The organism is Paenarthrobacter nitroguajacolicus (assembly GCF_031455195.1).
GTDB lineage: Bacteria > Actinomycetota > Actinomycetes > Actinomycetales > Micrococcaceae > Arthrobacter > Arthrobacter nitroguajacolicus_D.
On record NZ_JAVDSH010000002.1, the window covers coordinates 129,190 to 149,545 of the forward strand.

Annotated in this window: 17 protein-coding genes and 2 riboswitches; of the genes, 10 read left to right on the forward strand and 7 right to left on the reverse strand. The window is 63.8% G+C overall.

All coding sequences use genetic code 11. From position 1 onward, the window contains the following. The first annotated feature begins 113 nt into the window (after positions 1-113). A riboswitch (cyclic di-AMP (ydaO/yuaA leader) is annotated at positions 114-328 on the forward strand. A gap of 4 nt (positions 329-332) precedes the next feature. The 9 genes from J2Y68_RS04415 (at position 333) to J2Y68_RS04455 (ending at position 12,534) form a co-directional block, all read left to right on the forward strand. After that, complete coding sequence (locus tag J2Y68_RS04415; RefSeq protein ID WP_211712866.1) at positions 333-1,163, forward strand: M23 family metallopeptidase; 831 nt, start codon at positions 333-335, stop codon at positions 1,161-1,163. Positions 1,164-1,307: 144 nt separating this feature from the next. After that, a riboswitch (cyclic di-AMP (ydaO/yuaA leader) is annotated at positions 1,308-1,469 on the forward strand. Positions 1,470-1,473: 4 nt separating this feature from the next. Then, on the forward strand, positions 1,474-2,214 hold the full coding sequence (locus J2Y68_RS04420) for a C40 family peptidase (RefSeq protein WP_309990243.1): 741 nt from the start codon (positions 1,474-1,476) through the stop codon (positions 2,212-2,214). 99 nt (positions 2,215-2,313) lie between these two features. Next, positions 2,314-3,093 carry an NlpC/P60 family protein gene (locus tag J2Y68_RS04425; RefSeq protein ID WP_309990246.1) on the forward strand — a complete coding sequence of 260 codons (780 nt, stop codon included), beginning with the start codon at positions 2,314-2,316 and terminating at the stop codon, positions 3,091-3,093. 218 nt (positions 3,094-3,311) lie between these two features. Beyond that, positions 3,312-3,812 carry an HNH endonuclease gene (locus J2Y68_RS04430; RefSeq protein WP_039240018.1) on the forward strand — a complete coding sequence of 167 codons (501 nt, stop codon included), beginning with the start codon at positions 3,312-3,314 and terminating at the stop codon, positions 3,810-3,812. A 43-nt stretch (positions 3,813-3,855) separates the two neighbouring features. After that, entirely contained in the window at positions 3,856-4,758 is a 903-nt protein-coding gene (locus tag J2Y68_RS04435) for an NTP transferase domain-containing protein (RefSeq protein ID WP_309990249.1), read from the forward strand. Next, entirely contained in the window at positions 4,755-6,113 is a 1,359-nt protein-coding gene (locus tag J2Y68_RS04440) for a molybdopterin molybdotransferase MoeA (RefSeq protein ID WP_309990251.1), read from the forward strand. The genes J2Y68_RS04435 and J2Y68_RS04440 overlap by 4 nt, the downstream gene beginning before the upstream one ends. Before the next feature lie 52 nt (positions 6,114-6,165). Further along, a complete protein-coding gene (locus J2Y68_RS04445; protein ID WP_309990253.1) occupies positions 6,166-8,472 on the forward strand; it encodes an FdhF/YdeP family oxidoreductase in 2,307 nt (768 codons plus the stop codon). A gap of 1 nt (position 8,473) precedes the next feature. Continuing rightward, positions 8,474-9,340 (forward strand): formate dehydrogenase accessory sulfurtransferase FdhD, encoded by an 867-nt coding sequence (gene fdhD, locus J2Y68_RS04450; protein WP_309990255.1) that lies wholly within the window; start codon positions 8,474-8,476, stop codon positions 9,338-9,340. A gap of 164 nt (positions 9,341-9,504) precedes the next feature. Beyond that, positions 9,505-12,534, forward strand: coding sequence for an alpha-mannosidase (locus tag J2Y68_RS04455; RefSeq protein WP_309990258.1), 3,030 nt, complete (start codon positions 9,505-9,507; stop codon positions 12,532-12,534). Between the two features lie 50 nt (positions 12,535-12,584). Here the strand turns inward: J2Y68_RS04455 and J2Y68_RS04460 are convergent, their stop codons facing one another. From J2Y68_RS04460 to J2Y68_RS04490, 7 genes are all read right to left on the reverse strand, one after another. Continuing rightward, a complete protein-coding gene (locus J2Y68_RS04460) occupies positions 12,585-13,616 on the reverse strand; it encodes a hypothetical protein (RefSeq protein WP_309990261.1) in 1,032 nt (343 codons plus the stop codon). A gap of 3 nt (positions 13,617-13,619) precedes the next feature. After that, positions 13,620-14,510 carry a hypothetical protein gene (locus tag J2Y68_RS04465; protein ID WP_309990263.1) on the reverse strand — a complete coding sequence of 297 codons (891 nt, stop codon included), beginning with the start codon at positions 14,508-14,510 and terminating at the stop codon, positions 13,620-13,622. 34 nt (positions 14,511-14,544) lie between these two features. Further along, positions 14,545-15,345, reverse strand: a complete 801-nt coding sequence (locus tag J2Y68_RS04470; RefSeq protein WP_309990266.1) for an amino acid ABC transporter ATP-binding protein — start codon at positions 15,343-15,345, stop codon at positions 14,545-14,547. After that, positions 15,332-15,991, reverse strand: coding sequence for an amino acid ABC transporter permease (locus J2Y68_RS04475; RefSeq protein ID WP_309990269.1), 660 nt, complete (start codon positions 15,989-15,991; stop codon positions 15,332-15,334). The genes J2Y68_RS04470 and J2Y68_RS04475 overlap by 14 nt, the downstream gene beginning before the upstream one ends. Beyond that, positions 15,992-16,807 carry an amino acid ABC transporter substrate-binding protein gene (locus tag J2Y68_RS04480; RefSeq protein ID WP_309990272.1) on the reverse strand — a complete coding sequence of 272 codons (816 nt, stop codon included), beginning with the start codon at positions 16,805-16,807 and terminating at the stop codon, positions 15,992-15,994. It lies immediately after the preceding gene. A 238-nt stretch (positions 16,808-17,045) separates the two neighbouring features. Next, positions 17,046-17,753: a hypothetical protein gene (locus J2Y68_RS04485; RefSeq protein ID WP_309990274.1), complete on the reverse strand. Its 708-nt coding sequence runs from the start codon at positions 17,751-17,753 to the stop codon at positions 17,046-17,048. Next, positions 17,750-18,472 carry a hypothetical protein gene (locus J2Y68_RS04490; protein ID WP_309990277.1) on the reverse strand — a complete coding sequence of 241 codons (723 nt, stop codon included), beginning with the start codon at positions 18,470-18,472 and terminating at the stop codon, positions 17,750-17,752. The genes J2Y68_RS04485 and J2Y68_RS04490 overlap by 4 nt, the downstream gene beginning before the upstream one ends. Positions 18,473-18,693: 221 nt before the next feature. Here J2Y68_RS04490 and J2Y68_RS04495 point away from each other — a divergent pair, with 221 nt between their 5' ends. Further along, positions 18,694-20,355, forward strand: coding sequence for an ABC-F family ATP-binding cassette domain-containing protein (locus J2Y68_RS04495; protein WP_309990279.1), 1,662 nt, complete (start codon positions 18,694-18,696; stop codon positions 20,353-20,355). Position 20,356 lies beyond the last annotated feature (1 nt).

Here is a 20,356-nt window from a genome sequence, read left to right on the forward strand (position 1 = left end):
TCACGCGCTTTCCTGTTGATAACGAATTTATTACTGCAGGCTTTAATCGCCTATAGTTATCTACTAGCGCCGATACCAAAGCGTTACCTGATCCGGAGCCGAGCTCTGCCAGCGGATCAGGTGTGCCATCCACCACTGGCAGAGGCGGGGGAACCACAAGCGGCTGTCTAAAGAAGCAGCCTTGGGGTGAAGTCCGCAGCAGAAGTGCCCATTTACGCAAGTCCCTCCTGGGATACCTGTGTGCCGTGAGCGCTTCGTGCGGACCGGGTCTTTGAACTCTCTGACCCGAATCCGACAGCTAACTTCGCAGGCTTTTCAGAGAGGAACAGAGTTTGACATCGCAGAACGTCAGGGGTCGTCGCCGCGCGACCGGCCCCGCTGTTGAGCTGCGGCCAGCCCGCGCCACAATGGAGATCCGGCCCCGCGACACTGAGCGTCAGGTCCGCCGCCGTAAGAGCCCATTGCGCCAGGTTGCCGACTTTGCCGCAGCCAGTGGCGTCGGGCAGAAAGCCGGAGTGGCACTCGCCGCCACCGGCTTGGCCCTGACTGTCGGACTGCCGGCCACAAGCCCCGTGATGGCAACGTCGGAGTCGGGCCAAACTGAGTCCGCCCTTGCCGTATCCGGCGGCAGCCAGCCAGAGGTTTCCGCGGCCGCGTCTGCAAAGATCGACTTCAGCCGCGCTGCCGTCGCAACCGCAGCTGACCCTGACGGCAAGCTGAAGCAGTTGCTCAGCGCCCAGTCGGTCGGCAGTATCCAGCGCGCCTCATCCGTAGGAACCCTTGCCAGCCCCCTGGACACCCTGACGACGGCCTCGCCCTTTGGCTACCGGGTCAGCCCCCTCACCGGCGGCACAGGCGACTTCCATCGCGGCCAGGACTTTGTTGCCCAGTGCGGCACCGCCGTGCATGCGGCTGCCACGGGCAAAGTCACCTTCGCCGGGTGGCACGAGTACGGCGGAGGCAACCGCGTGGTCATCGATCACGGCAATGGCCTCGAGACCACCTACAATCACCTGTCGTCCTTCACCGTCAAGGTTGGCCAGACGGTCACCCGTGGCGACACCGTCGCTTTGAGCGGCACCACGGGCGCATCCACGGGCTGCCACCTCCACTTCGAGGTCCAGGTCAACGGAGAAGTTGTCGATCCCATGGGTTGGCTCTAAGCCACTTGATGGTCGCCTCTCGCATTTCGCGACACCCCGTGACCTGAATGTGACATTCGCGTTCAACTGTTGTACCGTACAAAGCGCATCGGCTTTTTAGGGGGCCGGTGCACTTGAGTGGATTGCCTAGCTCTGCCACCACTCAAGGTCCGTTCGCATAAATCGTCTGGCAGGGGCGGGGGAACCACTTCTGGTCTTTGATAGAAGGCCTTGGGGTTAAGTCGCAAAAGCTTCCTTGAAGCAGCGCGGCCGGATGACTCCCATCCGAATCCGACAGCTCACCTCGCAGGCATTGGGAGAGGCTACCTACGTGTCATCACGCACTACCCCTGCGCGCCACCGCGCTGAAACGGTTCGTACGAACCCCTTGAACACTCTTTCCAAGGCTGTTTCGTCCAACGCCGGTTCGGTTGGCCGTCAGGCCGTCGTCCTGGCAGCAGCCTCGGGCCTTGTCCTCACCGCCGGTCTTCCGGCTACCGCAGCTGACACGGACGTCTCCAAGTCTGAAGCTTCCAGCACCCAGCAGCTGGTAGTGACCGCGGTCGTCACCGCAGAGCCAACCGCCACCGTGGCCTTCGAGAGCCCGGTCGTTGCCACCAAGGAAGCCCCCAAGGTTGTCCAGCGTGCATCGCAGGTTACCCAGCGCACCGCCGGTTCGCAGGATGCCGCAGCAGCGGTCACCGCTAAGTCCTCCGAAGCTACGGACGGCGCGGCAAGCGCAGCTGCCTCGGGCCTTGCCGCTATCGCCTACACCGGCATCGGCCACCCCTACGTGTGGGGCGGCACCACGCCCAACGGCTGGGACTGCTCCGGCTTCACCCAGTGGGTCTACGCACAGGCTGGCATCAGCATTCCCCGCGTCAACGCCTGGACGGCCATGAAGCCCACCAGCACTCCGGCCCCCGGCGACCTCGTCATGCAGAATGGCGGAGCCCACGTCGGCATCTACGTCGGCAACGGCATGATGATCAGCGCACTGAACCCGAGCCAGGGCACCCTCCTGCACTCGGCAGCCTCCACGGGCACCTCTTCCTTCTTCACCCTTCGCTAGAAAACATCCGGTTCGGGGCCGGCCAGCATACCCCCCAAGTGCTGGCTGCCCATTACCCGCGTGTAACCCCACTGCGCGCGGATACGAAAAGAGAAAATCATGACCAGTGCAAACAAGGTTGCACGGCATCGCGCTGCGGCCCCCAAGACCAGCTCGCTTGCCATTATTGCCAAGGCCGTCGGTGGCAACGCCGGTACCGTAGGCCGCCAGGCGGCCGTTATCGCAGCGGCTTCCGGTCTGGTCCTGACCAGCGGTGTCGCAGCGAACGCCGCCGAGACCAACGTTGACCGCGAATCCACGGCGACCTCCGCCCTTGACGTCCAGGCAGTGGTCCAGTCCACCATCGCCGCGGACTCCACGGTGGCCATCTCCTACGAACGTCCCGTCGTCACCACGGTGGAAGCTCCGGCTCCCGTGGAGAAGAAGGCCCCTGCCAAGGCTGAAGCCAAGGCAACAGAGAGCGGCACCACGGCTGCTCCCGCCGGCAACGCGACGCTTGCCGTCAACAGCTCGGCTACGGCCGCCAAGGCTCCGGCAGCTTCCAGCGGCCTCGGTGCAGCTATTGCCGCCGCAGCGTACGCCCAGCTCGGCGTAACCCAGGACTGCACCATGCTGGTGACCAACTCCCTGGCAGCCGTGGGCATCCACTTCCATGACTGGCCGGCCGGCTACCTCTCCCTGGGCCGTACCGTCAGTGCAGCAGAAGCACAGCCCGGTGACCTCGCATACTACGCCAACGGCGGATTGGCTGGACAGGCCCACATCGCTGTTTACGTCGGCAACGGCATGGCAGTCCACGGTGGATGGAACGGTTCCACCACGGCACTGTTCAGCGTCAACGTCGGCTCCGGGCCGGTTTTCATCCGCGTCAACGGCTGATCTACGCACTTCCCGAAACACCCCGCAGGCTGAGGCCGGCGGGGTGTTCCGCTTTAACCACGCATGAACTTTTGCCGACACCACACGGGAAACGACAGAAAGATTCGTTGATACGGCATATAAGTGCTTACCCTTATCTTGTCGATCCACAGCCCGTACATGCAGAGGGCAGCCGGCCCTCGTGCCCCTGACGGGTGCGGCCGTGAAGAGGTACGTGCATGCGCACACTCGTTCTGAATGCTGGATATGAACCGCTGGCGGTAATAACATTCCGCCGGGCGCTGGTCCTTGTGCTGACTGGGAAAGCGAGCGTAGTGGCCGAAGGCGACGAGCCTGTCGTCGGGCCACAGGAGATTCTCGGACGACCATCCGTGATCCTCCTCAACCGCTACATCCGCCCCAAGTACAACAAGATCACCGCCGTGAGCCGCCGTGGCGTGCTTCGCCGCGATGGCCACCGCTGCGCCTACTGCGGGAAAACAGCGCACACCATAGACCACGTCCACCCCAAATCCAGGGGTGGCGCGGATTCCTGGGAAAACCTGGTTGCGGCGTGCTTGAAATGCAATAACGCCAAGAGCGACCACACGCTGGCTGAGATGGGTTGGAAACTCCGTTTCAAGCCCGGCGTGCCCCAGGGAACCATGTGGCAGATCAAGGAACTCGAGAAACCTGCGCCGGACTGGGACCCGTTCCTGTTGCCGGAATCCGCTGCCTGATCGATTTCTGCCGGACTCCGCCCGCCCCGGGTAATCTGGGCGGATGGAGTTCAACGCCGTCGTCCTGGCGGGTGGCAGGGCCACCCGCCTCGGTGGCGTGCCCAAGCCGTCTTTGACGTACGACGGCGCCACCCTCCTTTCGCATGCCCTGCAGGCGTCGAGCGGTGCAGCAGCGGTGGTTGTGGTGGGCCCCTACGGTCCAGGCAATGTTCCAGCGTCACAAGAAGGCTTCCTCCGTGCGCGGGAGGAGCCGCCATTCGCAGGGCCTGCTGCTGCGATAGCCGCTGGGCTGGCCGCGCTAAGGGATCGGGTCTTGCCGTGCCCGTGGACGTTGGTGCTGGCTTGCGACATGCCACACGCTGCTCGCGGAGTCGGTGCCCTTTGGGCGGCGCTCAAAATGCATCCGGAGGTGGATGGTGCCATGGCGGTGTCTGTTGACGGCCGTAAGCAGCCCTTGCTGGGGGTGTACAGCACCGCGGCCTTGGAACGGAAAGTGGCGGAAGCTTCGAGCGGGTCCGGGTTAACGGACTCTTCTGTGTTCCGGCTGCTTGCTAGGCTGAACCTGCTGGATGTCGACGTCCCCGCCGGGGCCACGGATGATGTGGATACGTGGGAGGACGCCACGGCATTGGGCATTGACTACGACTTGGAGGCGGACGTGAAGAGCCAGGAAGAGACGCTCGAGGAATGGTGCCGCACACTGCTGCAGGCGTTCGAGCTGGAAGGCGTCGAAGTGGACGTCAATGAGGTCCTCGCAGTCGCCGGAGTAGCCGCGCATTCAGTCGTGCGGCCCGCTGCTCCCTTGACCACCTTCATAGCCGGGTACGCGGCCGGAATGGCCCGGGGGATTGGCCAGGCAAGCGACGATGCCTCCATGAACGCGGCATTGGACCTGGCCCGCAAGGTAGCCAAGGAATACGCGGAGACCGGGACTGACGCCGAATGACGGAGGCCCCCAGGGAGGGCCATCACGCGGCACACACGTGGCAGGAGGCTCGCAGCCGGGCATTCGAGGTTGCTGCACCCATCCCGCCCGGTCCGGTCCCGATCAGTTCCGCAATCGGCCGCACGTTGGCCTCGGACGTCCTGGCCGTCCAGGACATGCCCCATTACGCGTCGTCGGCCATGGACGGCTGGGCCGTCAACGGCAGCGGTCCGTGGATTCTTAGCGAGCCAGGGCAGCGGCTGGCACCGCACCAGGCGAGCCCCATTGTTACTGGTGGCCTGATACCGCCCGGCGCCAAAGCCGTGCTGCGCAGCGAGAGCGGCGATATCACCACGGACGACGACGGGCTGCCGATACTTGCGCTCGGCGGCAGGGCGAAGCCGGGGGAGCCACGGAACGGCCAACATATCCGCAGGGCCGGCGAAGAGGCCACGGAGGGGGAGGTCCTGCTCAAGGCCGGGACGGTGCTGAATCCGGCGCACATAGCGTTGGCGGCCCTTGCCGGACTGGACCACCTGAATGTCCTGGGCAAACCCCTGGTCCGGTTCCTCCTGACGGGTTCAGAGGTAGTTGTCCACGGCGTTCCAGGGCCGGGGCAGGTCCGGGACACCTTTGGTCCGCAACTGGGGTCCGTAGTGGAACTTTTGGGCGGCATCGCGGGCGAGCGCCTCAGGGTGGGCGACAGCTACGAGGAATGGTTGGCCGCCTTCCAGGACACGGATTTCCAGGATACGGAGCCGCTGCCTGGCGGACCTGACGTGGAAGCCGAGCCGCCAGCCGACGTCGTTATTACCACTGGTGGCACCGGGCGTTCGGGGACCGACCACTTCCGGAAGGCGGTGGCCGAGCTTGGTGGTGAGCTGCTGATTGATGGCATCGCCATGCGTCCGGGCCATCCGGCGGTGTTGGCCGAACTGCCGGACGGGCGCTTCGTGCTGGGACTGCCCGGAAACCCGCTCGCGGCGATGATGGCCTTGTTTACGGTGGGCGGGCCCCTCCTGGCGGCCCTGGGACACGGCAAACTCGAAGACGTAGCCGAGGTGCCCTGCGGCGCAATGATTGACGCGGATCCCGGCCGGACCCGCTTGATGCCCTTCAGGCTGATGTACGGCCTGGCGTCGCCAGCCCAGCATGCGGGTCCTGGGATGATGCGCGGGCTCGCAGCTGCGGATGGGGTCATGGTGGTCCCGCCGCACGGCGTACAGATGGGGGAATTGGTCCCCGCGTTCGCGCTGCCCTGGGGCAAGCCGCTGCCCGCACCCAAGCCGGCGGATGACAAGCCCCGCAAGGCACCGGCCAGGCCAGCGAAGAAGGCCCCTGCCGGTCCGGTGGACTGGAGTGCGCTGGACGCTTGAACGGCGCATGCACTGTAGACCGGGTGTCCGGCCAAGATGCAATGATGGACTCATGAACAGGCACGCTCCCGAACAGGACATCAACGAAGATGACCTGCAGATCCACCCGCCCAAACGAGCCGCAGCCGGCGTCAAGGCCGTCACAGTGGCCCTTGAACGTGGCTATTCCCAAGCGGGGGTCACCCGCACGGTCCGCTCCATGCTGCGGGTCAACCAGCATGGCGGTTTCGATTGCCCGGGATGTGCGTGGCCGGAATCCATTACCGGAAGGCGAAGCCCGGCAGAGTTTTGCGAGAACGGCGCCAAGGCGATCGCCGAGGAAAGCACCACCAGGACAGTGGGCGCGCCTTTCTGGGCCGAGCACTCCATCAAGGAACTCGAAGGCAAGACCGAGTACTGGCTGGGGAGCCAGGGCCGGATTTCCGAGCCTGTGGTGATCAAGCCCGGTGACACCCACTATTCGCCCATCAGCTGGACAGATGCTTTCGCCCTCATTGGGGAACACATTAACGCCACCACGCCGGACAAGTGCGTGTTCTATACCTCTGGCCGCACCGCCAACGAGACCGCATTCATGTACCAGTTGTTCGCCCGCAGCCTTGGCACCAACAACCTCCCGGACTGTTCGAACATGTGCCATGAATCCTCCGGCAGCGCGCTGAACCCCACCATTGGAATCGGCAAGGGCACGGTGTCCCTGGAGGACATCCACCATGCGGAGCTGGTGCTGGTGGTTGGCCAGAACCCCGGAACGAACCACCCCCGGATGCTGTCAGCGCTGCGGGACTGCAAGAACAACGGCGGAAAGATCGTTGCCGTCAACCCGCTTCCCGAAGCGGGACTGTTGAACTTCAAGGACCCGCAGTCCCTCAACGGAGTGATCGGTGGCGGCACCACCATCGCCGACGAGTTCCTGCAGATCAAGGTGGGCGGAGACCTCGCACTGTTCCAGGCGCTGGGCCACCTGCTCCTGGAGGAGGAGAAGCTCAACCCGGGGAACGTCGTCGACCATTCCTTCATTACGCAGCAGACCGAAGGCTTCGCTGCCTACGCGGAGGCCCGGTCCGTGGTGGACTGGGATGAGACGGAGCGCGCCACGGGCCTGACCCGCGCGGAGATCACCAAGGCTGCGAAAATGATGGCTGCCTCCAAGGCGACCATCATTTGCTGGGCGCTGGGCCTGACCCAGCAGCCCCACTCGGTGGATACCTTGCGTGAAATCATCAACCTCCTGCTGCTCCAGGGCAACTTCGGCAAGCGGGGCGCCGGAGCCTGCCCGGTCCGCGGCCACTCGAACGTGCAGGGTGACCGCACCATGGGCATCTGGGAGAAGCCCAAGGAGTCGTTCCTTGCGGCCCTGGACGAGGAGTTCGGCTTCCGGATGCCGCGCGACCACGGCTACGATTCGGTGGAAACCCAGCACGCCCTGGAGAAGGGTGAAGTGGATGTCTTCGTGTCCATGGGCGGCAACTTCGCCGCGGCCGGTTCGGACACGGCGGCACTGGAAGAAGGCCTGAAACGTGCCGGGCTGACGGTCCACATTTCCACCAAGCCCAACCGCGCACACGTGGTCCACGGCAAGACGTCCTTGATCCTGCCCACCCTGGGCCGTACCGACACCGACGACAAACACCCCAAGGGTAAGCAGTTCCTCTCCGTGGAGGACTCCATGTCGGTCATCCACAAAACGCAGGGACGGCTGGAACCGGTCTCGGAGCACCTGCTCAGTGAACCGGTGATCGTAGCCCGCATGGCTCAGGCAACCCTTGGCGATGACCATGGCGTGGACTGGCGGGCCATGGCGGATGACTACGACGTGATCCGGGACCACATCTCGCGTGTCATTCCTGGATTTGAAGACTTCAATGCCCGCGTGCGTACCAAGAATGGTTTCGTGCTGCCCAACCCGCCACGCGATACCCGTACCTTTGCCACCGACATCGGCAAGGGGCGCTTCAGCGTTCGTCCACTGGAGTATTTGGAAGCCCCCGCGGGCCATCTGATCCTGCAGACCGTGCGAAGCCATGACCAATACAACACCACGTTCTATGGGCTCGATGACCGTTACCGTGGAGTTTCGGAGGGCCGTCGCGTGATACTCGTCCATTCCGCTGACCTGGTGGAGCTTGGCTTCCAGGACCGAGACCTGGTGGACGTCATCTCCACCTATGCCGGCTCGGAAAGGCGGGCCAACAAATTCCGGCTCGTTGAATACCCCACAGCCAAGGGCTGCGCTGCCGCCTATTTCCCGGAAGCCAACGCACTGGTACATCGCGAGTTGGTGGCCAGGGAATCCAACACCCCGGGCTACAAAGCGATGACGGTGCGCTTCGTCCGGCACGAAAGCGAGGTGGCCTGACATGGGACGCGTAACCCAGCGACGCAAGGTGCATAAGTTCGTCCTGGACGGCTCTCCCCAGGCGCTGGAGCACCCAGTCCGGTTCAAGGAAGATGTCCTTGCCGTGGAGGAGCCCCTTGAGATCCGTCTCGGCGACATGTCCTTCTCGGTGACCATGCGTACGCCGGGAGACGACTTCGACCTCGTCGCAGGATTCCTGGTCTCCGAGGGCATCATCTGGGAGCCTTCGCAGTTGATCTCCGAGCGGTTCTGCTCGGGGGAGGACGAGAACGGCGTGCAGACCTTCAACGTCGTTGACGCCCAGTTGCGCCCCGATGTGGAACGCCCGGACACCGGACGGAACGTGTACACCTCAAGCTCGTGCGGCATCTGTGGCACGGACTCCATCGAGGCGGTCCGCAAATCCTCGCACCACACGCCGCAGGAGGACGACGTCACCGTTCCGGTAGGCGTCCTTGCCGCCCTCCCGGACCGTCTCCGCGAGGCGCAGGCCGTGTTCGAGAAGACAGGCGGCGTCCATGCCGCCGGACTGTTCAGGATTCACGACGACGGCACTTCAGAGCTGCTCTGCCTGCGGGAGGATGTGGGGCGCCACAACGCGGTGGACAAGGTGGTTGGCTGGGCTTTGCGCGCCGGCATGCTCCCGTTGCGGGGGACAGTCCTGCAGGTTTCCGGCAGGGCGTCCTTCGAGCTCGTCCAGAAGGCTGCGATGGCGGGCATACCTGTGCTGGCCGCAGTCAGTGCTCCATCCAGCCTCGCAGTGGAGTTGGCCGTGGAATCGGGCATCACGTTGGCGGGGTTCAGCCGGGGTTCCAGCCTCAACGTGTACGCGGGACGGGACAGGATTACGGGAGAGACGGGTTCGTAGGGCCACCCTGGCAATTCGCCGGTCACTTGGCTATTGAGCTGGAACAACGTAGATTTTATCCATCGAATGGAACCGTGGGTATCAGGAACAGGCGTTGAAAAACGGCCTGTGGGGAACCTGCCATCACGCCGTGTCCTTAAAGCCGACGCCCAAAGGGGAATTAATTGCACGACGACCGCCGGATCACTGAACAGCGTCTCGATCGATTTGTTCGGGAACGCATTCTTCCGGCCATCTATGGCAGGGCCATACCGTTGGAGCTCAGCAGCTGGGATGCTCCCGGTGAGCCGGTGCCCGCCGCCGAGGCCATGCGCCAGCTTTTCACCCCGCAGGAGCAGGGCGCCGCATGGGGCAAGGCCTGGAGCACCAAATGGTTGCGCTTGCAAGGCGAGGTGCCCCAGGACTGGGGAATGGCGGATTCCACTGAGGTGGAGATCATCGTGGACCTTGGTTTCAACAGCGATGTCCCCGGATTCCAATGCGAAGGTACCGCCTGGCGTGCGGACGGCAGCATCATCAAAGCCATCTCGCCCAGGAACTACCACGTACCCCTGAAACTTCTCGGCGGCGGACACTCAGTGGACTTCTATGTGGAGGCAGCGGCCAACCCGGACGTAGCGCAGGGTTGGTCCTTCGCGCCCACTCCGCTGGGAGACAAAGCGACGTCCGGTGATGAACCCCGTTACCGTCTGGGTCGTATCGCCATGGCGGAGCTGAACGAAACTGTGTGGGAACTCAACCAGGACATCTGGACGCTCAGCGGCCTGATGCATGAGCTGCCCACCGAATTGCCCAGGCGCAACGAGATCCTGCGCGCCCTGGAACGCATGCTGGACATCATGGACCCGGACGACGTCGCCGGTACCGCCGCCGCTGGCCGTGAAGCCCTCCGGGAAGTCCTCAGCAGGCCGGCGTATGCGTCAGCTCATCAACTCCTGGCCACAGGCCATGCCCACATCGACTCGGCCTGGCTGTGGCCGGTCCGCGAGACCATCCGCAAATGTGCCCGCACATTCTCGAACGTGGTGGCCCTCATGGACGAAGACCCGGACTTCGTCTTCTCCTGTTCCTCCGCCCAGCAGATGGCATGGATGAAGGAGTACTTCCCAGAGCTCTTTGTCCGGATCAGGGAGAAAGTCAAAGCCGGACAGTTCGTTCCCGTGGGCGGGATGTGGGTGGAGTCCGACACAAACATGCCCGGTGGCGAGGCCATGGCACGCCAGTTCGTGGAGGGCAAGAGCTTCTTCCTCAAAGAGTTCGACGTGGAGTGCGAGGAAGCATGGCTGCCCGATTCCTTTGGCTACTCCGGGGCGATCCCACAAATCGTCAAGGCAGCCGGTTCGCGCTGGTTCCTCACGCAAAAGATTTCCTGGAACAAGGTTAACCAGATGCCGCACCACACGTTTTCGTGGGAAGGGATCGACGGGACCAGGCTGTTCACGCACTTCCCTCCCGTTGACACCTACAACGCCGAGCTGCACGGCCGGGAGTTGGCCCACGCTGAACGAAACTACCGCGACCACGCCCGTGGCACCATGTCGCTGGTGCCCTTCGGCTACGGCGACGGCGGTGGCGGGCCCACGCGCGAAATGGTCGCCGCCGCCCACCGCACCGCAGACCTTGAGGGATCGCCAAAGGTGCGAATGGGCACGGCCCGGGATTTCTTCACCAAAGCCGAGGCCGAGTACGCGAACCTTCCGGTGTGGGTGGGGGAGATGTACCTGGAAATGCACCGTGGAACGTACACGAGCCAAGCCAAGACAAAACGCGGAAACCGCCGCAGCGAGCACCTTCTCCGCGAAGCAGAGCTTTGGTGTTCCACGGCCGCCGTCCGCCTCGGTGCGGATTATGCGTACCCCTACGAAGAACTGAAGCGGCTCTGGCGGTTGGTCCTGCTGCAGCAATTCCACGACATCCTGCCGGGCAGCTCCATCGCATGGGTCCATCAGGACGCGGAGCGTAATTACGAGGCCATTGCGCGCGACCTTGAAGGGATCATCAGTGCCGCTGCGCAGGCCCTGGTGGGACCAGGCGACACTGAGTACCTGCTCAACGCTGCCCCGCACGTGCGCGCCGGCGTGCCCGCGTTGGGTGTCGGCGAAGCACGCATCTCGGATCCGACCGTGCGGGCGGAGGGCGACGTCCAGGGTTTCGTGCTCGACAACGGCGTCATCCGCGCAGTCCTGAGCCCTGACGGCCTGCTGACGTCGCTGGTGGACCATGCCAGTGGCCGTGAGGCCATCGCTCCGGGCCAGGTGGGCAACCTGCTGGAGCTGTTCCGCGACACCCCGAACGAGTGGGATGCCTGGGACATCGAGGAGTTCTACCGTCGGAACGTCACCCCGCTGACCCGGGCGGACAGCGCCGACCTCGAGCGCACCGCAGCGGGCGCCGTCGTGGTTGTCAAACGCAAGGTGGGCGCCTCCACCATCACGCAGCGCATCACGCTCGACGCCGGCTCGAAGTCACTGGGCATCGCCACCACGGTGGACTGGCAAGAGCGCGAAAAGATGCTGAAGATCGCCTTCCCGCTGGACGTCCGTGCTGACCGCTCTGCGTCCGAGACGCAGTTTGGTCACGTTTTCCGGCCCACCCACACCAACACGTCCTGGGAAGTCGCCAAGTTCGAAATCTGCGCCCACCGCTGGATTCACGTCGCCGAACCCGGATACGGGGTGGCGGTCAGCAACTCCTCCAGCTATGGCCATGACGTCACCAGGGCGGTCCGTGAGGACGGCGGAACGACGACGACGGTGCGCACCTCGCTGCTGCGCTCCGCCCGCTTCCCGGACCCGGAAGCGGACCGGGGCGAACACACCCTTGAACTGTCCGTCAGGCCCGGTGCAGGGATAGCTGACGCCGTGGAGGAGGGTTACCGCACCAACCTGGCGCCGCGGTACATCACAGGAGGGCACGCCGTGGAGCCGCTGGTCTCAGTGACCAATCCGGCGATTGTGGTGGAGGCCGTCAAGCTGGCTGAGGACGGATCGGGCGATGTGGTGGTCCGGCTCTACGAATCCCTGGGGGAGAGGTCATCTGCCGTCGTGAAGCCGGGCTTTGACGCCACGGCTATCCACGCCACCGATTTGCTGGAGCGCGGCACAGACGCCCCTGGCGTGACGGTACATGACGACTCCACTGTCAGTCTGGTGCTGCGCCCGTTCCAGCTGGTCACGCTTCGTTTTTCCAGGTAGACAGCGGTTTGAGGGTCCTGTGCCGAAGCGCAGGACCCTCAAACCGGGTGCTACTTGGCGGTCAACTCGACGTCGATGGTGTCTTTGAGGATCTGTTCCCGGGTGGGAATTACTGAGTCGAAGTGCTTGATGTCGGCTGAGATCTCTTTGGCAAAGACGTTCTCCACCGTGGAGGGCATGTCCTTCACGCCGGCCAGGTAGCGCTTGGCTGCGAAGTCGAATTCGGATCGGTTCGCACGTATCCGGGCGTTGACGGCCTTGGCGTCGTCGGCAATTTTCTGCACTTCCGCCTCCGGGGCGTTGCGGGCCTCAGCGTCAGCTGCCCTTTTGACGAGGTCGTCCTTGAGCCGGACAAACTCGGTGTAGTTCTCTTCGCCCTTGGCCGTAACCTCGGCGCGTTCCTGCAGCTCAGCGACCTTGTTGTCGAAGGTCCGGGCGAACTCCACGTAGGCGTTGTTCTTTGACTGCAACAGATCGCTAGCCGCCTTCCGGCAAGGCTCCGCAGCCTGGGCAAGCAGGGTTTGGCGTTCCCGCAGGGTGGATGCTTTCGAGCCGACGAACAGGCCGTTGCATCGGGCCGCCTCGTCATCGCGGAAGAGGCCCTCAAACTGCGGGTAGGACTCCACCAGGCCGTCCATGTAGTCAAAGTAGTCCTCGTGGGATTCGATCAGCTGCTGAACAGCCACGTCGACGGGGGTGTCGGCGGAGTCATGCCCCGACTTCAGCTCCTGCAGCGCAGAGCGGGCGGAGTTCGATGCCTGCTGGAATTCGTCCTTTTCCTTTTGGCTGTCCTTCATGGCCTGGTCCCGCGAGGCAGGGGCGTTCCGGGCCTTCTTGTAGGCGGCCAGGTATGCATTGGCTGCCGGTTGGACCTTGCCCCTGGCATCACCCAGTGCGTTGAGGTGGTCTCCCTTCAGCGCGGAGAGGCTTTCGGTCTTTTGCTGTCCGGTGAAGTTGTTGACGGCAACAAGGGCACCGATGGCCATCACCAGTACGGCAAGGACTATGCCGGTCACCAGGATGACGGGGCGACGGCGTGAGCGGGCGGGTTCGGGGGCGACCCCCGGGTTCTCGTATGTCATGGCCTATTTCCCCTCCTGGCCGGCGGCCTCGAACTGTTCCAGCCGGGATTTGAGGGCACGTTCGAGCTCGGCGTTGGCGGCATTCGCGTCGTCGACGATCTTGGTTGAGCTGGCCTTCACGGCGTCCTCATACGTGGTGCGGACCTTGTTCAGGGCATCATTGATGTCGAGCAAGGCCACACCCGCGGTGGTGCTTTTGGCAAGGCGTCCGAGGTCATCCGTGGCGTCCAGGACTTCCTGCTGCTTGTCGCGTTGTCCTTTGACGATGCCTTCGATTCCCTGCAGGAGTTGAACCGTGTCCGCATCTGCCTTGTCTTTTGCGCCCGCCAGGGCCTGCAGGCAGGAATCGGCCGTCTTGACGTAGTCCTGCGCATAGTCCCCGCTGCTGACGTTCAGGTCCCTGTGGAGCGGGGCGCACGGTCCACCCACAGAACGGGTGATGCTGGCCGTATTGATGAGCCGCTGGTCGCTGTAGGCGATCACGGCCCCGTACTGGTCCTTGAACCGCCGGAACGGCTCGGCGATCCCTGCCTCCTGTGCCACAGGGGAAGCGGCCATGGCTTCGAGCCTGCCGGTGTTGGCGGCCGACTCGCGTCTGATCAGATCGCTTTCCCGGTTGAACACCTGCTCTTTTTCCTGCTCGCCCTCTTCCTCGGCGACCACGTTGGTGTACGGTGCCGTGAACTCCTCAAGCAGGGGGTTGTAAAGGTTCATGGAGCGATCCACGATGCCCCGTTGCTTATCCAGCCGTTCCACGTCCGCACGCTGCACCCCGGCTGGCCGGAGAAAGGCGAACCAGGCGCCGAAACCCCCGGCCGCCAACGCCAGGACCACCACGACCACAATGATGCTTGTCCGCCGGGATTTGCCTCGCCCGGAGTCCTTGTTTGTCACTTCCAAAGTCTGATCCCCCATATTTTTGAAAAGGCTAAACGTCGTGTTGGAGCCGCTTCACGAAGAGCTTGGTGCGTTCCTGCCGGGGCGCGCGCAGCACCTCGGCAGCTGGGCCCCGTTCCACCACAACGCCACCGTCCATGAAGATCACCTCGTCGGCGACGTGCTGGGCGAAGGCGAGTTCGTGCGTCACGATGACCATGGTCCAGCCCTCTTCGGCGAGTTCCTTGATGACGCCCAGGACGTCACCCACCAGCTCGGGGTCCAGGGCGGACGTTGGCTCGTCGAACAGGAGGAGCTGCGGCTTGAGGGCGAGGGCCCGTACGATGCCAACGCGCTGCTGCTGGCCGCCGGAAAGCTCGAAGGGATAGGCGTCGCGCTTGTCCGCAAGTCCGACGCGTTCCAGGAGGCGCTCGGCCTCAGCGATGGCCTCGGCCTTGGGCCGCTTCTGTACCTGGACGGGCCCCTCGATGATGTTCTTCAGCACGGTCATGTGCGGGAACAGGTTGTAGTGCTGGAAGACCATGGCGCTGCGGTCGCGGAGAGCGGCCACTTCCTTCTTGCCCACTTTGGCCCCGAAATCGATGGCAAGCTCACCGGAGGCATCACCCTGGCCGAAGGTGACGGTGCCGGCGTCGGGAATTTCCAACCCGTTGAGCGAACGCAGGACCGTGGTTTTACCCGAGCCCGAAGGCCCGATCAGGGCCACCACCTGGCCTCGGCGGATATCGATGTCGATGTCACGCAGTACCTGGTTGCTGCCAAAGGCCTTGGCGAGGTTCCTCGCCTCCAGTACCGGGGCGGCCTGCGGTTCCGGGGTGTTAGTGGGCGACATAGCGGTCCAATCTCCTCTCAACGGCGGACTGCGCGGTGGAGAGGACCAGGCAGATGACCCAGTAGACCAGGGCTGCCTGCAGATACAGGGCCATGAACTCCTGGCTGAAAGCAGCAATCTGCTGGGCATTGCGGAACAGTTCGGTGACCAGGATCAACGATGCGAGGGATGTGTCCTTGACCAGGGAGATGAAGGTGTTGGACAACGGTGGGACGGATACCCTGGCAGCTTGGGGAAGGATGATGCGCAGCAGCGCCTGCGGACGTGACATGCCAATGGTGTGGCCGGCCTCCCACTGGCCTTTGGGCACTGAGAGGATGGCCGCACGGATGATTTCGGCAGCATAGCCGCCCACGTTCAGGGAGAAGGCGATGATCGCGCTGGGCCACGGATCCAGCTTGACGCCGATGCTGGGCAGGCCGTAGAAGATCACGAAAAGCTGAACCAGCAGGGGAGTACCGCGAATGACGGAAACGTAGAAGCGACCGATCCCCGAGAGGATCACGTTGGGGCTCAGCCGAAGCAGGGCCACCAGCAGGGCCAGCACCAGGCCAAAAGCGAAGGACGCCAGCGTCAGGGGGATGGTCCCCGTCACGGCCCCTGTAATCAGGGGACCGAAGGAACTCCAGATGAGGTCCCAGTTCATCTATTTGGTGACGTCCGCGCCGAAGTACTTGGTGGAGATCTTCGCCAGCGTTCCGTCGGTCTGGAGATCGGCGAGGGCCTTATTCACGGCTGTGCTGAGTTCAGTCGATCCCTTGCGGAAAACGAAGGCACTCTCGGTCTTGTCCGGCGCCTCAGCTGCGACCTTCAAACCAGAGTCGGGGGTGGTCTTCGCATAATCGAGGTAGGTGAGCTTGTCGTTCACAGTGGCATCCACGCGTCCCTGCTGCACGAGCGTGGCCGACTGGGCCCACCCCTCAACAGCCTGGACGTTCGCGCCGGCTTCGACGGCCATCTTGTAGAAGTTGCTCGTCAGCGACTGGGCGGTGGTTTTGCCCTTGAGGTCGGCGAAGCTGTTGATGCTGGTGTTATCGGACTTGGTGACCACCACGCCGGTGGACACGGTGTACGGCGTAGAGAACTCGTACTTGGCCTTGCGTTCGTCATTGATGGAGATCTGGTTGGCGATGGTATCGAAGCGCTTGGCTTCCAGGCCCGCGAAGATGCCATCGAACTGGGTTTCCTGGAACGTTGCCTTCACGCCAAGCTTGTCGGCCACTGCCCGTGCGATCTCGACGTCGAACCCTGTCAGGTCCCCGGCGCCCTCGGCATGGAAAGTGAACGGGCGGTAGGTGCCTTCGGTGGCGATAACGAGCTCGCCTTTGGACTTCACGTCCGAGAGGGAGGTGTCTCCGCCGGACTGGGCAGGAGTGGACCCGCCACCGCAGGCGGAAAGTGCGAGGGCGACCGAGGCCAGGGTGGCAGCGAGGACTGTGCGGCGGGTGCGAAGGCTGTTCATGGTGCCATCTTAGCCATCACGCGGGGCCCGGCTTGGGGATCCCCGGTGGGGGCGGTGATTTGGCCGTTAAAAAGGCTGAGTGGGGGCGGTCCCCAACAGCCCGCCACCACTCATCCCCCCAATTGTGATCCGGTGGGCGCCACATCCACCGGAAACCCGTTCTCTGATTCCGGTGTCAGGCTGCAGCCGCTTTCACACATTCATGATTGTGCCACGATCTAATGCTTTTGTGAAAGTCTTACGCCAAGAGTCGTTGTTTTCGACGGGCGTAAGCCTTCGAAAACCAGATCCCGGCCAGCCCAATGCACGTGGCCATGGCCGCCGAGTAGTTGATGAGCACCCGCAGCCAGGCCTCTGAAAAAGGAATCAGCGGGAAGAACTGGGAGAGCAGCAGCAGGCAGAGACCCAGGAGCAGGAACCCGGAAGCCACACGCAGCAGCACGGGAGCCGTGCTGGCCACTGTCCGCCAGATCGCCGGCACCAGGCAGGCCGCGACGAATCCCGGATACAGCCGGCCCATGGCCGCGTACCCATCCAGGGACGGGCCCCAGGTGAGGCCGCTCATGCCGGCCGAGGAACCCCGTGTGTCCGTGATCGCGAAGAAGTAGATGGTCAAGGCGCCCACCAGCACCGCCGCGGTGATACCGATGGGTCCGCGGATTGCGCGCACGGCTGATGCTGATCCGAACGCCATGGCGATCTTGATGCCCATGAAGTAGAACGTCGCATACAAGAGGAAGCGCAGCACCAGGTTGCCGATGTTCATCCCGCCAAGCCAGCCGTCAATGACCAGGTACGGCGCTTCGATGCTGATGAAAATGCTCAGCGTGATCAACGAGAAGATGTAGAACACATCCCTGTTCTCGCCGCGCAACGCGCTGGGGATTCGTGCGAGGGTAGTCGCGAGGCAAACAACCAGCGTGACCCAGGGCAGGACAGCCGTCATCCGAGGTTCTCCCAAATTCTTTCAGTACGTTCGTGGTCTTGTTCTTGGCGGCGCAGAGTTTTACCGAGCGCCAGGAGCCGTTCGCCGGCCAGGGTCACCAGTGAACTCTGGGACATGGCGTCCAAGGCTCTCCTGCGGGCATCCGGTGGCCACCCGGCCTCCGCCTCGGTGATGAGTCCGCCGGCCACGAGCCCTCCAGCGGGCCCCACCCCGGCGGCACGCGAGGTTGCCACAGCGAGTTCGGGCGGAAGCCTGTTGGCTGTCAGATGGGCCGAAAAGTTCTGCGGAGCGATCCCGGTGGCGAGACTGACGCGGTGCCGCAACTCGCCGTCGTCGATCGCGTCCACCCAGTTCCGCACAGACGTGGGGTGCGGCGGCTCCGAAAGGTGCGGGGCAGGGGTGGAACCCGGCTCGCTACGGTCCACCACGGCCCGTAACAGATCGATGGTCGCCACCTGGCTCACAAGTTCGCAGGGCGTCGGCGGGACGGGGTCGCCACGAAGCTCTGAGTAGAGGTCGAAAGTGGAGAGCGCCTGCACGGGATTGATGTGGAAGCCGCGACTGATGCTGACCAGGGTGGATTCTGCCACCTTGCCGCGAACCAGCTGCTGGGCAAGGGTTGTCCTCTTGATGCCGGCGATCCTGCAGACGTCTGCAGTGCTGGCATCGGGCGCAACGCCGTGAAGCCAGCGCTGGAACGCCTTGGACTGTAAGGGCATGTGGAACTTTCAGGAACGTATCGCAGGGGCAGCCCGGTTTCGCCCATCGGGAAACCGGAAGTGGGAGTACGAATCGATTTTACGCTGACGCCACATTGAATTATGCTTGATGATTGAACCCGTTGGTCCGTACACCCCCCAAGTCCGGACCAACGGGTTTTTCCATGCCTGCGGGAATCGCAGCCTGATTCCCTGCGTTTCCTTGCTGGAGGATAGACACAATGACTGCAACCTTGGTGGCCAAGGATCTTGCCGGTGGTCACGGCCACCGCACCCTTTTTTCGAAACTTTCCCTCACCGTAGCGCCCGGAGACGTCGTTGGCGTGGTGGGAGCGAACGGCGCGGGCAAATCGACGCTGCTGCGCATCCTGGCCGGCGTTGACCAACCGCAGGAGGGTACCGTCAGCCTTGCGCCGTCGGACGCTTTCGTGGGCTGGTTGCCGCAGGAACATGAACGCACGGAAGGCGAGACCATCGCCGCGTACATTGCCCGCAGGACAGGCTGCGCCAAGGCCACAACGGAGATGGAGTCCACCGCTGAAGCGCTCGGATCCGGTGCTCCAGGAGCCGACGACGCTTACTCCCTTGCGTTCGACCGTTGGATGGCGTCCGGGGCCGCAGACCTCGAAGACCGGATCCCGGCCGTCCTGGCCGACCTCGGCCTGGAACTGGGTACCGACGCGCTCATGACGGGGCTCTCCGGCGGACAGGCGGCGCGCGTGGCATTGGCCGCGCTGCTGCTCAGCCGCTTCGACGTGGTTTTGCTGGATGAACCTACCAATGACCTTGACCTGGACGGCCTGGCCCGGCTTGAGTCGTTCGTCCAAGGCCTGCGCGGCGGCGCGGTGCTGGTCTCCCACGACCGCGAATTCCTAGCCCGGTGCGTTACGGCTGTGGTGGAGCTGGACCTCGCCCAGAATTCCGTTGCCGTATACGACGGCGGCTACGAGGCCTTCCTCGAAGAACGCTCAATCGCCAAACGCCACGCCCGCGAACGCTACGAGGATTACGCAAACACCAAGGCAGACCTCGTTTCCCGTGCCCGCACGCAGCGTGAATGGAGCTCCCAGGGCGTCCGGAACGCCATGAAGAAGAACCCGGACAACGACAAGATCCGTCGTGCCGCCAGCACCGAATCCTCCGAGAAGCAGGCCCAGAAAGTCCGCCAAATGGAGTCCCGCATCGCCCGCCTCACCGAGGTGGAAGAGCCCCGCAAGGAGTGGCAGCTGCAGTTCAGCATCGGCCAGGCGCCCCGCTCAAGTGCCGTCGTCGCCACCCTGCGCAACGTCGTCGCGCGCCAAGGCGACTTCACGCTCGGGCCGGTGAGCCTCCAGCTCAACGGTGGTGAGCGCATCGGGATCACAGGTCCCAACGGTGCAGGCAAGTCCACACTGCTCAGGCTGCTGTTGGGGACGCAGGAACCGGACGACGGCGACGCTTCCATGGGTGCCTCGGTGGCTGTCGGCGAGATTGACCAGGCCCGCGGACTGCTCGACGGCGGCAGCAACCTTGGGGACGCGGTTGAAGCTGTGCTGGTGGACTGGAATGCTGCGGACGTCCGCACGCTCCTGGCCAAGTTCGGCCTGAAGGCTGACCACACTTCCCGGACAGTGGATTCGTTGTCACCGGGGGAGCGGACCCGTGCCGCGCTCGCATTGCTGCAGGCTCGCGGCGTGAACCTGCTGGTGCTGGACGAACCCACCAACCATCTGGACCTCCCCGCGATCGAGCAGCTTGAAGAGGCGCTGGAAAACTACGAAGGCGCCCTCTTGCTGGTCACCCACGACCGTCGCTTGCTGGAAAACGTACGGCTCGATTCGCGCTGGCACGTGGACAACGGCCACGTCCAGGAGCTCCATCACACCCCAAGCCAGGAGAAGTAAC